This window comes from Peribacillus simplex (genome assembly GCF_001578185.1).
Lineage (GTDB): Bacteria > Bacillota > Bacilli > Bacillales > DSM-1321 > Peribacillus > Peribacillus simplex_A.
Window position 1 is genome coordinate 4,624,705 of sequence record NZ_CP011008.1, and the last position, 17,500, is coordinate 4,642,204.

The window sequence follows — 17,500 nt, forward strand, 5'->3', positions numbered from 1 at the left end:
CTTACAAACAAATTATTCAGCTTCGGCAACAACCGTAAAGCGTTGATTGTTGTGTTGCGGGTTTTCTATTTCATCAAGTACTGCAAGGGCAAAATCTGCATAGCTTACATAACTTTCACCTTTTGAGTTTACAAGAAGGTTGTCTTTACCCAGTTTATACTCACCTGTTCTATTTCCTTGAGGATCAAAGAAGGCAGAAGGACTGATGAATGTCCATTGGATGCCAGTGGCATTATTTAAATCCTCAAGGTTCTTGGATTGATTAGATGCTGTTGCAAAGTATTCTTTCGGGAATTCAGGTGTTTCCAATACACGTATCGTTTTCGCCTCGTCAACGTAAAGGCTTCCAGCTCCGCCAACAACAATCAATTTAGTTTGAGGAGCCCCTTTCATGGCATCAATTAAGATTTTTCCTGCATCGACATGCAGATGTTCTTTCCCTGGTGCAGCACCAAAGGCATTCACTACCACATCAAATGCTTTAATATCTTCAGCTTTCAGATTGAATAGGTCTTTTTCCTGTACGGATGCTCCTTGAATTTGGACTTTGGCTTGATCCCTGACAATAGCCGTAACTTCATGTCCCCTAGTCAATGCTTCTTTTAAAATCATACTTCCAGCTTTTCCGCTCGCACCAATAATACCTATTTTCATTTTCAAATTCCTCCTATATCGTTTTTGAACCCTTAATTGAATCCTTAATTGTAACCCAGTTGCTTACATGTAATAATATAGGTTACAAGCCACTGATTTGTCAAATATATTTTATCCTGCCTTTAGTCATATGAGACATTACGATTGGAAGTTTTGATTTCCGATGATATATTCCGGTTTCCGATGATATATTCCGGTTTCCGATGATATATTCCTATTTTCGTCGATAAAAAAAGCACCATTCCCTGTAGAGTTGACAAAGAATGGTGCTTTTTTCAAATATGGCGGTTCTTCCTCATTAGCAGTCCCATACAGATAGTAATGAGAGTAAAAGCAATAAAAGCCAAAAACGGAATCGTGATGAAGCCTAACCAATTAATATACTCACCGGAGCAAGGAACACCACTTTGGCACATTTCGAAATGCTGTAGTGCTGGAATTTTTTGCAGACTATAGTGATACCCTGAAACCAACATGCCCAAAATCGATAATGGGAGTATGTATCGATGGATTTTCAGGTCCTGCTCATAAAAGGCACGGCCCAATAAAATAACGAACGGGTACATCAAGATCCTTTGATACCAACAAAAGGTACAAGGTACATAATGGAGAACCTCACTAAAATAGAGACTTCCAGCAGTGGCAATGATTGATAGGATCCACGAAAATAATAATGGCTTGTTCATCAACTATTTCTCCTTCGCTGCATCATCAACCATTTTCACTAAATCATCGATTGTATTTCCTTCAAACTTCTTGCCATTAACAAATAAGGAAGGTGTTCCAGAAACGCCTAATTCGTCGGCAATCTTCATATCCTTGTTCCATTGGTCCTCAGAATTATCGGCTTTAAAAGAGGAAACGACCTTTTTGACATCTTTGTCATTTGCAATTTCTTTCAATGTATCTTCTAGGAATTTGTCCGTAAACACATCTTCCTTTTCATATTTCGGGTCATCTGGCTGCTTATCGTACAACAGCTCATGAAATTTCCAAAAGGTATCATTTCCTAATTCTTGATAAACACTTTCCGCAAATTTAGCGGATCTAATTGAATCGACGTTAATGAACGAATAATTCATGAAATAAAATTGTGCTTTTCCAGTATCAATCAATTCACTTTGTATAGAAGGAAAGAACTTCTCCTCGAATGTCTTACACACTGGACATTTATAATCACCAAATTCCACAATTTGAACAGGAGCCGATTTTTCTCCCAAATAGGGCTGTGATTTATAATCCATTTCATAAGCAGCGGTATCTGTATCTTTGTCTTTCCCATTCGCTAAAAATATAAAGCCAATAATGATTACAGCGATTAACCCTATGATCCAAAACATGAATGCAGAAGATTGTTTTGGATTACCCTTTTTTTTATTAGCCATCATATACCTCCATCTGTTGTAGTTGTTTAGAAATTCCTTATACAGCCATAATGGACCTATAAGCATCATTAAGGCCGATTTCAGTTCCCCCTTCCTATATGCCTCTCACCTGTAACTGATTCATTTACACGTAATAATATAAGTTTCACTATGATGTTTGTCAATTACACATACCTTTTATTTTTGCTTCTACTTAACGGCGTTACTTGACAGGTAAAGGTTAATGGATAAATATTATTCTTGCACCCTCAATTATAACTTGTAACTACTTGAATTACATGTTAAATAATTTATACTATATAAGAATAGAGATTTTAAAGGAGAGAAAAAAGAGATGTCCATCAGTACCCGCTTTTCCGTAGGAATCCATATATTATCTCTTTTAGAAATAAATAAAGAAGGCGTTAACACTTCTGATTTTATTGCAAAAAGTGTAAACACCAACCCAGCATTAATCAGAAAAATCACCGGCATGCTGAAGAGTGCAGGTTTAGTCAACGTTCGTCCAGGTATTGCCGGAGCGACATTGGCCAAGGAATTATCGGATATTACTTTACTTGATGTTTACCAGGCTGTTAACGTTGTATCCGATAAAGAGTTATTTGGAATCCATGAAAATCCTAATCCAGCATGCACCGTTGGAAGAAATATACAAAATACGATAGAACCCATCTTTTCAGTTGCTGAACTTGCCTTGGAAAAGGCATTGGGAGTGGTAACGATTGAGGATGTCGTTAAGGATATTTTAGAAAAGGATAAAATGAAATAATCAATGCTTCATTTCATTTTATCCTTTTCGTCGATATGAAGCTTTTTTCGAGCGGGAAGTTGGTTTTAAAAACAAAAAACACATGATTCGGTCTCTGTGTTTTTTGCTTCTTTCTTATTTGTACTTAGGAACTTCAATCGTCAATTTATAGGAATCTAATAGACTATACAAATTATAAATCTGTTTCACTTGTTTTGTTGCCCAGCCAATGTCAGTAGCATACTGGTGTGTAGCATATCCATATTTCTCTGCAGCTATAGGATTCCATCTCATTTTGTATAGCGTGTCCTGTCCAGCAGAGATATATCCTTTGGCGATAAATTCGGCTCCGCCTATGATGGCAGCTTCCGGAGTGAACCAGCCTGCATTATATGCGTATTGAGCGCCGCTGCTTAACGCTGTTCCGTCAAAAGCCCCCACTCCATACATATTATAGACCGTTTTCCCGTTCACCTTAACTCCAGTCGCCAACGGTGAAGTGCCATTCCCGGTTTCCAGCAAAGCATGTGAAATCAGGTAGATTTCATTCACCCCGTACTTTTCCCCTGCTGAAGTGAAGGTTGCAGCTTGGCCTTGTAAAATCCCTTTACCTGAAAGAATTCTATCATTCACTTCAGAAACGTTCATGTTGGTGACTTGGGAGAGCTTAACGAACTGGAACGATTTGATTGGATCATTCACAAAATTATCCGGATTGAGATTATATTCTATATCTTCCAGGCTGGCATTTACCCATGTCTTGTTATAATCCACCTCATACCAATAGTATCCGTCAGTGCCCATGACTTTTGATTTGATATTCAATGATTGATAATTGCTGACAGCACCGACTACCCAATAATTAGATCCAGCTCCGCCCCTGACACGCCATCCAGTTCCTTTTACCGTACCTTTTGTTGGATTGATTAACGTTAACCCATCCTCTCGTATGTAGGTTTTATACGTTTTATCCGTTTGACCATTCACGGCCATTTGGATTTCAACCATCTTGTCCATCGTAAGATTGTACTCCTTATCGATCCTGATTATCGATCCATTAGAACCCCCTGGAACTTCCGGCGCTTTGGCTGTTAAATATTGCGTACTTACATATCCCGTTTTTCCATTAGCTGTGACTCTTGACCAGCCATTAGACTCAGAATATACATTTACGGCCGTATTGTTTACAAGCTTGGCAATAATCGAAGCGGAAGCTGATGCAGAAGAGCGCATATTCAGACTGGAGCCATCATTCACATTTACATATTTAACTAACGTGGTTTCTTCTTCGTCTGGATTCGGATCCGGGCTTTCCGGTACAGAACCAGGCTTCGTTTCTGATAGATATTGCGTACTGACGTAACCTTCTCCGCCATACGCTATAATTTTTGACCAGCCATTTGATTCCGAGATGACTTCTACCTCTGCACCCTTGGCCAATTTCACAATGATGGAAGCACATTCTGACGGTTTATTCCGCATATTCAGAGAACCAGAGCTTACATTCACATATTTCGTCGTCGTTTTTTCAGGTATGGTTGGATTGGGAGCCGTTCCTGGCTTCGTTGTTGAAAGATAGTCAGTACTGACATACCCATCTATTCCATTGGCCTTGATTTTCGCCCATCCTTTGGATTCCGAATAAACCGTCACTTTCGTTCCTTTTGAAAGCTTCGCGACTATGCTGGCACTTTCCGTTCCGCTTTTTCGCATATTGAGGGAACCAGAGCTTACATTCACATATTTCGTCGTCGTTTTTTCAGGTATGATTGGATTGGGAGCCGTTCCTGGCTTCGTTGTTGAAAGATAGTCAGTACTGACATACCCATCTATTCCATTGGCCTTGATCTTCGCCCAGCCTTTGGATTCCGAGTACACCGTCACTTTCGTTCCTTTTGAAAGCTTCGCGACTATGCTGGCACTTTCCGTTCCGCTTTTTCGCATATTGAGGGAACCAGAGCTTACATTCACATATTTCGTCGTCGTTTTTTCAGGTATGATTGGATTGGGAGCCGTTCCTGGCTTCGTTGTTGAAAGATAGTCAGTACTGACATACCCATCTATTCCATTGGCCTTGATCTTCGCCCAGCCTTTGGATTCCGAATACACCGTCACTTTCGTTCCTTTTGAAAGCTTCGCGACTATGCTGGCACTTTCCGTTCCGCTTTTTCGCATATTAAGTGAACCTGTACTGACATTCACATATTTTGTTGTCGTTTTTTGAGGTGTGGCTATTGTGGATCCCGATCCTGGCTTTGCAGCAGACAGATACTTGGTACTGACATATCCGTCTTTTCCATTGGCTTTAATTTTCGCCCAGCCTTTGGATTCCGAATACACCGTTACCTGTGTCCCTTTTGCCAGCTTGGAGACTATGCTGGCACTTTCCGTTCCGCTTTTTCGCATATTAAGTGGACCTGTACTGACATTCACATATTTCGTTGTCGTTTTAACGGTTTCCGCAGCTTTGGTTACCGTTCCAGGTTTTGTCGTCGATAGATACTTGGTACTGACATATCCGTCTTTTCCATTGGCTTTAATTTTCGCCCAGCCTTTGGATTCCGAATACACCGTTACCTGTGTCCCTTTTGCCAGCTTGGCGACTACGCTTGCACTTTCAGTACCTGTTTTTCTCATATTGAGCGAGCCGGAATTTACATGGACGAACATGACACCTGTTTCAATATTGGCCTGTTCTGCATGTAGTGGAGCTGCAGATATTTTTTCTTCGAAAGCAACTGTAGACAACACTGCAAAACAGAAAGTTGGTAAAATTAATTTCTTCATCTCATTCTCCCTACTAAAGAATTATATTTTTAACATTTATTTAAATATCGGTTAAAATAAGTATTATGTTATAGGTATTTATCCTCATTCATTAAAAACATACCATATTCCTTTAAATCTATAGAGGGATCGATGAATTTGTAACAAAATAGTAAACTAATAGACTTTTAATTAATTTAATAGACATATTTGCAACGAAAATTCATTTCCTAAGTTTCTTGAAGCGGATGCACAAGTTTGTCGTCGAAATAAAGTATATTGAAATATTTATTCAGTTAATTAATTTATGGGGACGAACATCTTCCTGAATATACCGAATATACATAAGAGGTAAGCATACAATCCTAATATTTGACGGATTGAGGCAATAATCTATATACTCACTATATATACTTATATGAATCCTTCTGTTAAGGGGAGTAGCTATACAATAAAGTCGTCAATACAGGATTTTATCCTCGGCTTTATTGGCAACTGATCTTAGTTGTTTGCAAGACCTTGCCGATTATTTGGTGAGGTCTTTTAATTTTTAAAAGACGGTATAACCAACAATCGGTTATACCGTCTTTTTTTGATTCGAAAAAAATTCACAATAGAGGTGAAAAGTATGCAGAACTATTATGAATTAGCTCAAAGCGTTAAGATTTCCGATGATAAAAAGCATATATTGCTTGATGCCGACCAATCTTTATCACTTATCGGAAAAGGCCGAAGCGCTTATGTATTCCGAATCCATTCCACCAATAAAGCCCTAAAAGTGTTTTTCCCGGACCATACTCACACAGCAAAAGTTGAAGCTGAAATATACAAAACCGTTCAAGCCATCGATTACTATCCAACACTATATGATGCGGGGGTAAATTACCTGGTTATAGATCACATCGAAGGCAACACTCTTTTTGAATGTTTAACATTAGGAATCCCGATAACGGAAAAAAACATCGAGGAGATTGACCATGCCTTACAATTAGCAAGGAAAGAGGGATTGAATCCTTCGGATATCCATTTACGAAACATCTTCATCACTTCCGAAATGAAGGTGAAGATCATTGACGTTGCAAGGTTTAAACAAGTGAAATCATGTAATCAGTGGCATGACCTGAAAAGTGCTTTTCACCTTTTATATTCGAAGTCATTTTTTCCGAAGAAAATCCCTGGCTTCATACTTAATTCCATTGCAGCGATTTATAAAAAGAGATTCTTGCCCATCTGATCATCACCATAAAAACAAATGGAGGCATATATGAAAAAAAGAATGACCATTGTTTTTCTGTCCTTCCTTATATTAAGCGGCTGTTCACTTTTGGGAGAAGTCAATTCATCATTGGAGTATGCGGATAATGCGACGGGATATATTAATACCGTTAAGGATTTTGCCAATGAGGTGCCCGCATTGGCACAAGATGCCGTCACGAATGCCGAAGCAAGGAGAAATCTTGAAAAAGAATTGCAATTGATGAAAACGGAGATCGAAGACTTCAATGCAACTGAACCACCCCAAATCGCTGAAGGCATCCATGAGAAAATCGTCAGCTCAAATCAACAGCTTTCAGATGGAATTGAATTATACTTGAATAATATTGAAAGTGGCCAAATTGACCCTAAGGCATTGGAAGATTCAGAGGTAATGAAATCAATCGATAATTTAACAGAGCTGGCAAAACAAATTGAAGAATTGGTTAATTAAGCAGTCTGCTTCCTTAATCCTTATTCCTGATTTCAGGAATAAGGAGAATGGCTCGAAACAAATCATTGACATGCAACCAAAAGGTTTTATATAATCAATAAAGCGAAACCAATTGGTTTCATAATTTTCAATGACAAAGGAGAATCATATGGAAAATCAACATACACTACAGGATATCAAGAAGACAGTTATTCTTGAAGCACCTATCCAAAAAGTTTGGGATACAGTTTCGACTGCAGAGGGTATAGCTTCATGGTTCATGCCAAATGATTTTCAACCGAAAGTGGGACATGAGTTCCATGTGCAATCACCTTTTGGTCCATCTCCTTGTAAGGTAACGGAGTTAGATGCTCCTAATCGTCTTTCATTCAGTTGGGATACGGACGGTTGGTTCATTTCCTTCATTTTAAAAGAACTGGATGGCAAAACGGAGTTCACCCTTATTCATGGTGGTTGGAAAGAGCCTGAAACGATTCTTCCGAAACCGAATGAAAAGAGCTCAGTGATTCGCGATAGAATGGATCATGGCTGGGAACAGCTCGTTCATGCAAAACTTAAAAAGGTTGTTGAGGGCTAAGTGTCTGCAGCAGAAAAGCATGATGTATTTCAGGCTATCGCCGACCCAACCCGCCGTAAGGTCCTGCAATTGCTTGCTGAAGGGGATTTACCCATTTCAGAAATCACTTCTCACTTTTCCATGAGCCGGACAGCGATTGCCAAGCATCTTCATATCCTTTCTGAAGCTGAATTGGTCAGTGGCCGGAAGGTAGGCAGAGAGAAACGCTTTCGACTTCAGCCAGAACCTTTAGCGGAATTGAAACAGTGGCTTTCCTTTTACGATCAATTCTGGGATAACAAATTATCCATCCTTAAACATGTGATTGAAAATTCAGGGGAAAATGGATTGAAAGTCATCGATAAAGAAAAGGACACGGATGAACCCTCATAATGAAGAAAACCCCCGGCGCATTGCACCGGGGGTTTTTTCATTAGTTTATGCATCCATCTCCACATTGTGTTCTTTGCGCTTTCGGATGACCATCGTTAGCAATAGTAGTAGATTGAAGACAATGATGCATCCAGTAAGGAACACGATACTCGTTGTCAATGCATCCACTCCAAGGCTAGTACTCATCGCCTGACGGAAGCCCATGACAGAGTATGTCATTGGTATGAACGGGTGAACATGACTGAAGAAGTTATTGGTCAGTTCCACAGGGAACATTCCTCCGCTTGCACCTAGCTGTAGTACAAGGAATATCATCGCTATTAAACGACCTGGATTTCCAAATCCTACGGTCAGGAAGGTAACGATGAACATGAAGGTAAGTGAAGTCAAAATGGAAACCCCTATGAATTGCCCCATGTTCTCGACCTGTAAGTCCATTCCCCAAATCATGATCGCATCCAACACTAATGCTGAAAGCGTTGCTTGGATAAATAGGACCGTGAATTTACTGAACCACCAAGCCACTCCAGATGTAGGTCTTGTAGATGCCTTGCCTGTCGGGAATCCCATGTTGAAGGCAATAGCTCCTACAAATAACCCAAGAGACAATACATAAGGAGCCAGGGCATGACCATAATTAGGCACGTTACTGCTTTTTTGTTCTTTAACCTGTGCCGGTTCAGCAATCATGCTGTAATTATCATCTGTTGTTTCATTTTCATTTATTTCTTCTGCACCATCACTCAGTTTTTCCGAAAGTTCGCCTGTTCCATCTTTTAGAGAGGAGATTCCATCGCCCAATTTATTTGAACCTTCAGCAAGTGCTGATGAACCTTTATTGATTTTACCTGCTCCATCAGCAAGTTGGATGACTCCATTGCTTAAAGTTGGTAAATTGCTTGCCAATTGTTCAGTGCCTTTAACAAGTGCTGACGAACCATCTTTCAAGGAACCTGAGTTTGCATTCAGTTCATTCGCCCCATTAGCAAGTTTATTTGCCCCTTCGCCAACTTGGCTAACACCAAACGCATACTTCTCAAGACCATTGCCAAAGGAGGATGACCCTGCCTGAAGTTGTGAAACTCCATCAACCAGTTGACCAGATCCCTCAGTTAGTTTTGATAAACCATTATTTAACGAAGAACCGCCTTGTGCTAACTGATTGATCCCATTCACTAGTTCTGGTGTCCGTTCATTTAAACTATCGGTTGCCGCCGTTAATTGATTGCTGCCTTTAACGGCTTCATTCATGCCGGTATTTAATTGGGTTGCACCAGGAATCAATTGTTCTTCCAATGAGTTCCTTATTGCCGTATACCCATTTAAAGCTGAAATGGCGTTTGGATTAACTTTATTAACCGCATTATTTAAATTGGCCACCTGTTCTGGAAGTTGGCCTAATCCATTCAATACTGGCATTACTTTATTCGTTAATTGCGCTGATAAGTCGGATACACTTGCAGCAAGATTCGATGCAATTTGTTTTTGTGCTCCCGCTTGTATTTGAAGTTCATTTTGAATGGCTCCAATTAATTCGGATTGTTGTTCACTGGTCATACTTTTGTATGCTTCAGTGTTTTGAACGGTATTGATTGTGCTTTGTCCATTATTCGCAATCGTTGATTGAAGTTCCGTTAAAGCTTCTTGGCTTTTATTGAGATCTTCAGTAATGCCAGATACGGTACCGGACGTGCTGCTTCCTGCTGGGACCGCTTTTTGCAATTGATTCACACCGCTTTGAATGCTTGACAGTCCTTGCTTAAGCTGACTCAGCTGTTCTTCTGCGGGCAATTGGCCATCCATCTTTTTCAGGCCGGCATTTAACGCCCCGCTTCCTTCAGCCAGTTTAATGATTCCCTCATTTAAACTCTGCTGACCTGCTGCCATTTTTGGGATTCCTGTAGATTGGTCCGTCAGCTGCCTTGCATTTTGCGATAATTGATTCAACCCATCATTCAAATTCGCACTGCCTGTTTGCGCTTGTGCTAATCCAGTATTTAAAGTTTGGGCTCCTGGAACCACTTTGGCCAGCCCAGTGGAAAGTTGGGAAGAACCTTGTATAAGTGCTTTACTATTATTAGTTAATTCCCCTGTACCTGATGCGAGTTCGTTCGCACCCTTTTGCAACTGACCGACACCAGAAGTGTATTTTGATATTCCCTTATTTAATTCCGAAGCGCCACTTTCAAGTTTATTAGCTCCTTCCAAAAACTCGCCAACACCAATTTGAAGTTTATTCGCCCCCTCTTTAAAAGTTAATGTACTGGAAGCTAATTTATTCAGATTCTCTGTCACTTCTTTGTTTCCATCATGCAGTTTTTCAGCACCTTCATCCAGTTTTGATGCCCCATCTGCTGCATCACCGAATCCATCTCCGATTTCATCCAGCTGTGAGAAGATCGCTTCCGCATATTCTTTTGTGACACTTTCAGCAATTTCCGTTTTCAAGTTATTCGCTGCCTGTTTTCCGACCGTTTCCGAAACGAAACTGCGTCCAGGATTCACATCATATGTTAAATTCATTTTCTTAGGCTTATCATCCAGGACGGTTGAAGCGTTTTTTGAAAAGTCCTCTGGAATGGTAACAACCATATAATATGTACCATCTTCGAATCCTTTTTTCGCCGCTTTTTCCGTTACGAAATGCCATTCTAAATCATCATTGTCCTTTAATTGCTCGATTAGCTCATTACCGACAGTTAAGGTTTTACCCTCATACTCCGCCTTCACATCATTATTCACGACTGCAACAGGCAATTTACCCGTATTCCCGTATGGATTCCAAGCAGAACTAAGGAATAACCCCCCATAAATAATCGGAACGAACAGTAAAACGATTGCGACACCGATCAGTTTTGGATTTGTAAGTAAAAGCTTCCATTCTTGTTTAAGCATGTTCACTCTTTTTCACCCTTCTTTTCACGCATTAATTCACTCAATGACTCCGAACTCCAATTAAGAGTCGGTATGTCCGTGTTGCCAAAGCTTTCTTTAAGCAAATCTGCCACTGTTTGGCTGGAAAAGAACTCCATTAAAAGTTCATCCGCCTGAGAAAACATTCGCCGAAGAACGTCCATGCCCTTTTCTGCATACTCTCCATCTTTAAACGCTTTTTCTATAAGTCCTGTATCTGGAAACATCGAAATAGGGCCTTCCATCGCTTCAATAATTTCAAGGTTTTTAATCTTATCTGCACTTTTGGCAAGAGAAAGGCCGCCATTATTACCAGGAACGGAAGTGATTATCCCCTTACAGACCAATTTCCTTATGATTTTTTTCAAATAAGAAGGAGAAACCTCTAACCGCCTGCTGATCTCATTAGACGAAAGCGGTACATTTTTATCCTGGGTTGAGAGTATAACAATGATGCATATCGCTTGCTCGACCCCTTTAGTTAATTGCAATTCAGTTCACCTCTTCAAATATTTAAGTAGATGTTTCATATCCATAATGGATATTCGGTATCTATAATTAAACCCTGTTTCATCTAATAAATCAAGTTATTTTTAGAAAAAAATTCCTAAAAAAAAGGTGAACCCCTTATTACAGCATAATAAGGGGTTCACCTTTACAACAACTTTTATAGATCATTTAGAAATTCATTGACTGCCTCTGGGGTTTTAGCATTCGCACTGTGCAAATGTGCAATCTTTTCTCCATTTTTAAAAACCAATAAAGATGGAATTCCCATCACGGTCTGCTCTTCTGAAATCTCTGGATACTCGTCACGATCGATTGTAAACCACTGTTTGTCTTGATGTTCTTGGGTGATCTCATCAATGAACATGTCTAAACGTTTGCAGTCTGGACACCATGTAGTCGTAAAAATCCCGACTGTCAGTCCCTCTTGTTTAATTTGTTCACGGTATTCTTGTTCAGTATTTATATTTTTCATGATTGTCCCCTCCGAACTTTTCTTATCATCATCATACTTTCATCCATGAATAAATGTACTCAAGGATTAATATATAATTAATTCCTTCACAGTACAAACGGTTTATCCTCGATCTGGTTTGGGGTGAGACACATCCGAACCCCCTTTTGTAAACAAATTTTAAGAAAAGCCAGTTTGCCCATAGTTTTTTCTTTAGGCTCTTTTCGTAAAGATTGTTGTTTTTAAAACGAAACTATTTAAGGTTGATTGGAGCGGAAGTGCGAGACTCCTGCGGGAGCAGCGGGACAGGTGAGACCCCACAGGCGTTTACGCCGAGGAGGCTCACCGCCCGCACCAAGGAAAGCGAGCATCTGGAGGGGAAATCAACCACAACTCACTACCTGGTAAATAGCAACATAGTATGTGAAAACAGCCTTTCTTTAAATACGATCCAGTTGTTTAAGCCGGAGCACTTTTTTCGACCTTCACCGTACTTTTCCGAACCCCCTTTGGTCAACAAACTGAAAAAAGCCACTATCCAGCGGCCTTTTCACTTCATTCATATTGGGAGAGTAAGTTGCCAGGAAACACCGAACTTATCGGATACCCATCCGAACTTCTTACTGAAGGAATAATCGCCTAATGGCATCAGCACTTCTCCGCCATCAGTTAAACTCGCAAAAATCCTGTCAATTTCCTCTTCCGTATCACATGTAAGTAATATTGAAAACGAAGGTGTAAACGTAAATTGATGCTTAATATTGCTATCGATGCACATAAACTCCTGATCCTTCAAGGTAAAGGCAGCTTGCATGATACTTCCCTCTGCACCTGCTTCATTCGCTCCATACCGAATCATGCTGGTTATTTTCGATCCTTCAATTAAAGATGTGTAATAATTCATGGCTTCTTCTGCATTATTTCCTTGGAACATCAAGAAAGGTGTGACCTTTTTCATTCATCATCAAACTCCTTTTTCAACCTTAATTATTCTCGATATCGGGTTTATGGCGCCCACCAGTTACCTGAAACAACAATCATTGTTTGTAATTTTATCGTATTGGCAAAATAGTCATCATCTTCTTGTTCCTGTATCGTCCTTTTCCATAATCGGTTGATCCATTGCTGATTGGAGGAATCAACCATGGCACTGACCATGAATGGAGCAACAAAGGTTGTACTATTTCCTTCTTCTAAGACTTTTCCGTTTAGAGTATAGCCGGATTGGATATTTTCAGGGTTCCCATCCGTTTCCTCCTTAATCCAATTATTCATCTTCTTTAATTGCGGCAGCGCTCTTTCATCACCAGTAAGTAAGTAATCGAGCGTATAGCGCCAAGGGGTCCTGCTGCTGTTCCAGCTATAATTGCCGTCATTCTCCCCTTCTAAAAAGTCAGCTTGTGCCGGCTGGTATCCTCCCTTGGATTGTACAATGAAGTCCGGCATGAGGCCTGTATTGCCGCTTTTTTCTTTATAAATGGAATGAATGATCTCATAAGCCTTATCCGTTACACTTTTCCATTCATGATTCCCAGTTGCCGCCTCAAAGGACTTCAAATGATTGAGAAGAAAGTCCGATGAACGAGTCGATTGTCCGTATACATCATCTTCATCTTCCGCCCAGTCCCCTAGTTTAATCAGGGACTGCGACCGATTTATCTCATTCGACATGATTGCATCCATGATGTCCTTTGCTCTGGCAAGATAGTTGATTTCCCCTTCACTTCCCCATTGGCGATCGGCCAATAATAACGAATAAGCGATATCCATATCGCCATCTGTTGCTGAATCGGCATCACCTGGCGTATTTATGATTTTGCCCGATTTATCCTTTACTTGCTGCCACGCCATTAATGAAGAATCATTATCACTTTTATGCGCTTTATAAAAACGATAAAGCCCATCGAAGTACTGCCTGTCCTTGCTGCCTGCCATGATTGCCGTTATCATCATCCCATAACCGTGCGCTTCAGAAACGGTCACTGCGTTCTTTGGTTCTGCATATCCTTTATCATTGTAAAAAATATAATATTCATCCTTTTTATCAGCAGGCTGCCTAAGATATTCATCTTTCCAGACTTTGTAAAAATCCGCTACATCATCATCCAGCTCTTCTTGTGATAGATTGTCAGGTTTTATCGTTCCTGATTGATAGACTGTATGCTGTGGAAAGGGCCTTTTACTTTCCAGTTCTTTCTTTGTGGTTTGAGATTCTAATGCAATCCAGGCGATGATTCCAAAAACGATCACGCCCATAGCTATTAATAAACTTGCTCTTTTTTTCATGGTTGGCTCCTTGAATTATGATGATATGAATTTGAGCGTGAAACATTAACATTTTTATGTACTTCTTTTCCTGCTGCGACTGATTCAATAGCGAGGTTCCATTAAAAGATCCTGCCCACTTTTGCTTCCGTGCCCTTCCATATTCTCTTTATATTTTCCCTATGTAAAATGATGACGAATAAGCAAATGAATGAAGAGAGTGCAGTGATGAGCCTGCCTTCAAATAATAGGCTGTAAATCAATATGGAAATGCTCCCCAAAATCGAACTGAGAGATACATATTTTGAAGTCAGCAAACTAATGAAAAAAACGATGCAAGCACTGAATGTACCTAATGGAGCTAAAAATAAAAGCACTCCCGCTGATGTTGCCACGGCCTTGCCCCCTTTAAATCCCGCAAAAACAGGAAAGGCATGCCCAATTATGGCAAGTAAGCCGCATAGTATTGGGGAAACGTTTGAATGCAGCATCATAGGGAGAAAGCAGGCGATGGAACCTTTCATTAAATCAGCAATGGCTACTACCGTCCCCGCTCTTTTGCCCAATACCCTAAAACTATTGGTTGCGCCAAGATTCCCACTCCCATATCCACGAATATCGGTACTATAGAACAATTTGCCGATAACCAGAGCAAATGGGATGGAACCTATTAAGTAACTTGATAGGAGAATGATCATGTTCAGCATAAATTACCTTCTTCTTGGAATCATTGATTATATCTCAAGGATCCTACGATTCTTTTATAACGCCTTTTGAAGCTTCACTCTTTTACAATCCCGATAACAAAACCATCATATCCTTTCATACCAACAGTTTGCAAGACGGTCGAATCGATTCGCGGTTCTTCGGATAGCCTATCTATGAATGTCCGTACACCCATCACACTCGGGTCTTTGCTATCCTGATCGATCACTTTTCCATCGCGGATGACATTATCGACCACGATGACGGTCCCAGGCCGTGAAAGTTTCAATGCCCAGTTAAGATACTCGGGATTATTAGGTTTATCAGCATCAATAAAAATTAGGTCGAAGCCCGATAATCCTTTTTCTTGAAGGGTTGGCAAGGTTTTGAGCGCCGCCCCGACCATTATATGGATTTTATCGGCCAATCCCGCATTTTTGATATTGGCTTCAGCCACTTTTGCATGCTTAGCCTCGTATTCAAGCGTTATCAACCGCCCATCTTCCGGCAATGCACGCGCGAGCCAAACACTGCTATAACCCCCAAGCGTCCCTATTTCCAATATGTTTTTCGCTCCACTGATTTTTGCTAGTAAATGAAGGAATTTCCCTTGGTTTGGAGATACATCAATGGCAGGCAGCCCTGCTTCTGCATTCGCTTTCAATATCGAATTCATGATCGGATCTTCCGTATGAAGTTTATTACTAAAATATAAATCTACATCATTCCAAATTCCAGACATCTCAATCTTCCCCCTTGGTCAGTTTCATCTTTTTCAATTCCATCAATCCTTCGCCATCCAATGATATATCTATTTGCTGATCAATGACTAACGAAAGCGGAAAGATTTCCGACTCTCTATCCGAAAAGAACCAGCGCCGTTTCCTTGGACCTAAAAGTAAAAATGCTCCTGCTTCATGCTCCCCCATGAAATTCAATCCATCTTCTCTTATCGGTTCACCACTCCTTACAGGTATGCCGAAACTGATCAACTGATTCCCTAAAGCCCTGACTTCATTCGTCGTAATGTTCATTTCACTAATACACAGGACGTTTTGAGCTGAGAAAGACTCAGCCCCAGATTTGGGTGACACGGAATACCTGGATATGAACTCAACAATGTTGCCTGAAGGGTCTGAAAAATAAAAGGCATGTGCATCTGAATAGCTGAAATAAACTTCGTCCTCATCATCTTCGCTTGTCAATTCCACCTTTGAATTCGCCCATGCTTTTGCCAAAGTGAATAAATCGGTCGGTATGTTCATGGCAAAATGATAAAAAGGCTTTTTTTGGAGATGGTATTTTTTTATTTCAAGTACACTGTCCCCAGCCCTAATTTCAAAACCATCATCTGTATGCGATAGTAACTCGAATCCTAGCTCATTAACATAAAATTTCCGCATATCATTCAATGCATGACTGTACAAAGTGACCTTATTGATAATCAAAGTCTAATCCCCCTTAAAATCCCCAACCCACCTAACAAATATTGTAAACAAATACAGTATTTATGCAAATATTCTGTACTCTTCATTTACATGGCTATGTTACATAATATTGTTGATTTTTCAATTAAAAACAAAAGGACTCACACTATCAATAATAATAAATATCAACTGATCACTTTATATTCTTTTGGTAAATTCCCTTCATGTATCCATGTTTGATTAAAGACTTCAGGCATTGCCAAAGAAGCTCCATGCCTAATTTCAGGTTAATCACACCTATACTTTTTGAGTTGGTTTCGATAATATCTTTTGCAGATTTTTTCATAACAGCTTTTTCTCTTTCACCCACAGTAACCAATATCGTTCCATTTGCTTCTCTAAAATCTTTGGGTTTTTCAACCGACATGTTTTCTTCTAATACTCTAACAGGAATGTCAGGTTTCATTTGACAACTTTCTTCATAATATTTTCTAAAGCAGTCTTCACTTACATTTAATGTTTTTGCCTGCAGTTTGGAAAACCACCTATTTTTATTAATAGAAATGATAATCTAATAGAAGGTTCAATCCATTTTTTAGCGTATGAAATCGGTCTGACCAAAGCACTATTTACTATTGCAAAATCAATTAAATCTGGTTTCATACTTAACGGATTACTTTCTTTCCGCTTGCTTTTTCTTCGATTAATTTAATTCCTTCTTCTGCACTACCTTTTATAGAAAAATTCATTTCATAATTGCTTAGTCCATGTTCAGGTAAGTCTGGAACTATGCAATGATAATGAGTGAAGTATTCCCATATCCAACTACTCACTCCGCCACATGTAAAAATAGAACCCTTATCACCATATTCTTGATAATGTAAAGCCAAAGGTTTTACCTCTCTTTTTGTAAATGTTATTTTATTGGTAAGTGTTATCTTCATAAAACTTTCAAGGTTAGTACTGCTAAACTTGATACGTTCTTAATATGTAATAAGTTCCATTAATTGGACGTAAAC

Annotated in this window: 16 protein-coding genes and 2 pseudogenes; 5 read left to right on the plus strand and 13 right to left on the minus strand. The window is 39.7% G+C overall.

The window, feature by feature from the left end; genetic code table 11:
• Nucleotides 1–12: 12 nt before the first annotated feature.
• From UP17_RS21590 to UP17_RS21600, 3 genes are all read right to left on the minus strand, one after another.
• Complete coding sequence (locus UP17_RS21590; RefSeq protein WP_061465196.1) at nucleotides 13–654, minus strand: NAD(P)-dependent oxidoreductase; 642 nt, start codon at nucleotides 652–654, stop codon at nucleotides 13–15.
• Nucleotides 655–929: 275 nt separating this feature from the next.
• A complete protein-coding gene (locus tag UP17_RS21595; RefSeq protein ID WP_061465197.1) occupies nucleotides 930–1,340 on the minus strand; it encodes a disulfide oxidoreductase in 411 nt (136 codons plus the stop codon).
• 3 nt (nucleotides 1,341–1,343) lie between these two features.
• Entirely contained in the window at nucleotides 1,344–2,039 is a 696-nt protein-coding gene (locus UP17_RS21600; RefSeq protein ID WP_349817579.1) for a DsbA family protein, read from the minus strand.
• A gap of 334 nt (nucleotides 2,040–2,373) precedes the next feature.
• Between UP17_RS21600 and UP17_RS21605 the strand changes: the two genes are divergently transcribed.
• On the plus strand, nucleotides 2,374–2,808 hold the full coding sequence (locus UP17_RS21605) for an Rrf2 family transcriptional regulator (protein WP_061465201.1): 435 nt from the start codon (nucleotides 2,374–2,376) through the stop codon (nucleotides 2,806–2,808).
• A 114-nt stretch (nucleotides 2,809–2,922) separates the two neighbouring features.
• On the opposite strand, the gene UP17_RS27055 is transcribed toward UP17_RS21605, so the two are convergent.
• The gene (locus tag UP17_RS27055) at nucleotides 2,923–5,574 is read right to left on the minus strand and encodes an SH3 domain-containing protein (RefSeq protein WP_081108924.1); all 2,652 of its coding nucleotides are present in this window, start codon (nucleotides 5,572–5,574) and stop codon (nucleotides 2,923–2,925) included.
• A gap of 607 nt (nucleotides 5,575–6,181) precedes the next feature.
• On the opposite strand from UP17_RS27055, the gene UP17_RS21615 reads away from it, so the two are divergent.
• From UP17_RS21615 to UP17_RS21630, 4 genes are all read left to right on the plus strand, one after another.
• Nucleotides 6,182–6,787: a serine/threonine protein kinase gene (locus UP17_RS21615; protein ID WP_061465203.1), complete on the plus strand. Its 606-nt coding sequence runs from the start codon at nucleotides 6,182–6,184 to the stop codon at nucleotides 6,785–6,787.
• Between the two features lie 30 nt (nucleotides 6,788–6,817).
• Entirely contained in the window at nucleotides 6,818–7,261 is a 444-nt protein-coding gene (locus UP17_RS21620) for a DUF6376 family protein (protein ID WP_061465205.1), read from the plus strand.
• A 148-nt stretch (nucleotides 7,262–7,409) separates the two neighbouring features.
• Nucleotides 7,410–7,838, plus strand: a complete 429-nt coding sequence (locus UP17_RS21625) for an SRPBCC family protein (RefSeq protein ID WP_061465207.1) — start codon at nucleotides 7,410–7,412, stop codon at nucleotides 7,836–7,838.
• Nucleotides 7,839–8,210, plus strand: coding sequence for an ArsR/SmtB family transcription factor (locus UP17_RS21630; RefSeq protein ID WP_061465208.1), 372 nt, complete (start codon nucleotides 7,839–7,841; stop codon nucleotides 8,208–8,210). It abuts the gene before it with no gap.
• 45 nt (nucleotides 8,211–8,255) lie between these two features.
• On the opposite strand, the gene UP17_RS21635 is transcribed toward UP17_RS21630, so the two are convergent.
• The 9 genes and pseudogenes from UP17_RS21635 to UP17_RS29805 all read right to left on the minus strand — a co-directional run bounded on the left by UP17_RS21635 (nucleotide 8,256) and on the right by UP17_RS29805 (nucleotide 17,371).
• Nucleotides 8,256–11,105: a YhgE/Pip domain-containing protein gene (locus UP17_RS21635; protein ID WP_250211858.1), complete on the minus strand. Its 2,850-nt coding sequence runs from the start codon at nucleotides 11,103–11,105 to the stop codon at nucleotides 8,256–8,258.
• A 2-nt stretch (nucleotides 11,106–11,107) separates the two neighbouring features.
• A complete protein-coding gene (locus UP17_RS21640; RefSeq protein ID WP_061465212.1) occupies nucleotides 11,108–11,614 on the minus strand; it encodes an RrF2 family transcriptional regulator in 507 nt (168 codons plus the stop codon).
• A 176-nt stretch (nucleotides 11,615–11,790) separates the two neighbouring features.
• Nucleotides 11,791–12,117, minus strand: a pseudogene (locus UP17_RS21645) (thioredoxin family protein); the annotation flags it as partial.
• Between the two features lie 526 nt (nucleotides 12,118–12,643).
• Nucleotides 12,644–13,042 (minus strand): VOC family protein, encoded by a 399-nt coding sequence (locus UP17_RS21650; RefSeq protein WP_061465215.1) that lies wholly within the window; start codon nucleotides 13,040–13,042, stop codon nucleotides 12,644–12,646.
• Between the two features lie 47 nt (nucleotides 13,043–13,089).
• The gene (locus UP17_RS21655; RefSeq protein WP_061465217.1) at nucleotides 13,090–14,370 is read right to left on the minus strand and encodes a family 8 glycosyl hydrolase; all 1,281 of its coding nucleotides are present in this window, start codon (nucleotides 14,368–14,370) and stop codon (nucleotides 13,090–13,092) included.
• 101 nt (nucleotides 14,371–14,471) lie between these two features.
• Nucleotides 14,472–15,056: a glycerol-3-phosphate 1-O-acyltransferase PlsY gene (plsY, locus tag UP17_RS21660; RefSeq protein WP_061465219.1), complete on the minus strand. Its 585-nt coding sequence runs from the start codon at nucleotides 15,054–15,056 to the stop codon at nucleotides 14,472–14,474.
• Nucleotides 15,057–15,130: 74 nt separating this feature from the next.
• Nucleotides 15,131–15,796, minus strand: a complete 666-nt coding sequence (locus UP17_RS21665) for an O-methyltransferase (protein ID WP_061465221.1) — start codon at nucleotides 15,794–15,796, stop codon at nucleotides 15,131–15,133.
• A 1-nt stretch (nucleotide 15,797) separates the two neighbouring features.
• Entirely contained in the window at nucleotides 15,798–16,502 is a 705-nt protein-coding gene (locus UP17_RS21670; RefSeq protein ID WP_061465223.1) for a glyoxalase/bleomycin resistance/dioxygenase family protein, read from the minus strand.
• Between the two features lie 164 nt (nucleotides 16,503–16,666).
• A pseudogene (locus UP17_RS29805) lies at nucleotides 16,667–17,371 on the minus strand (alpha/beta fold hydrolase).
• Nucleotides 17,372–17,500 lie beyond the last annotated feature (129 nt).

Excerpts from the sequence above, each read along its gene's own strand:
- UP17_RS21590 (WP_061465196.1), bottom strand. The coding sequence starts at position 654 with ATGAAAATAGGTATTATTGGTGCGAGCGGAAAAGCTGGAAGTATGATT.
- UP17_RS21595 (WP_061465197.1), bottom strand. The coding sequence starts at position 1,340 with ATGAACAAGCCATTATTATTTTCGTGGATCCTATCAATCATTGCCACT.
- UP17_RS21600 (WP_349817579.1), bottom strand. The coding sequence starts at position 2,039 with ATGGCTAATAAAAAAAAGGGTAATCCAAAACAATCTTCTGCATTCATG.
- UP17_RS21605 (WP_061465201.1), top strand. The coding sequence starts at position 2,374 with ATGTCCATCAGTACCCGCTTTTCCGTAGGAATCCATATATTATCTCTT.
- UP17_RS27055 (WP_081108924.1), bottom strand. The coding sequence starts at position 5,574 with ATGAAGAAATTAATTTTACCAACTTTCTGTTTTGCAGTGTTGTCTACA.
- UP17_RS21615 (WP_061465203.1), top strand. The coding sequence starts at position 6,182 with ATGCAGAACTATTATGAATTAGCTCAAAGCGTTAAGATTTCCGATGAT.
- UP17_RS21620 (WP_061465205.1), top strand. The coding sequence starts at position 6,818 with ATGAAAAAAAGAATGACCATTGTTTTTCTGTCCTTCCTTATATTAAGC.
- UP17_RS21625 (WP_061465207.1), top strand. The coding sequence starts at position 7,410 with ATGGAAAATCAACATACACTACAGGATATCAAGAAGACAGTTATTCTT.
- UP17_RS21635 (WP_250211858.1), bottom strand. The coding sequence starts at position 11,105 with ATGCTTAAACAAGAATGGAAGCTTTTACTTACAAATCCAAAACTGATC.
- UP17_RS21650 (WP_061465215.1), bottom strand. The coding sequence starts at position 13,042 with ATGAAAAAGGTCACACCTTTCTTGATGTTCCAAGGAAATAATGCAGAA.
- UP17_RS21655 (WP_061465217.1), bottom strand. The coding sequence starts at position 14,370 with ATGAAAAAAAGAGCAAGTTTATTAATAGCTATGGGCGTGATCGTTTTT.
- plsY (WP_061465219.1), bottom strand. The coding sequence starts at position 15,056 with ATGCTGAACATGATCATTCTCCTATCAAGTTACTTAATAGGTTCCATC.
- UP17_RS21665 (WP_061465221.1), bottom strand. The coding sequence starts at position 15,796 with ATGTCTGGAATTTGGAATGATGTAGATTTATATTTTAGTAATAAACTT.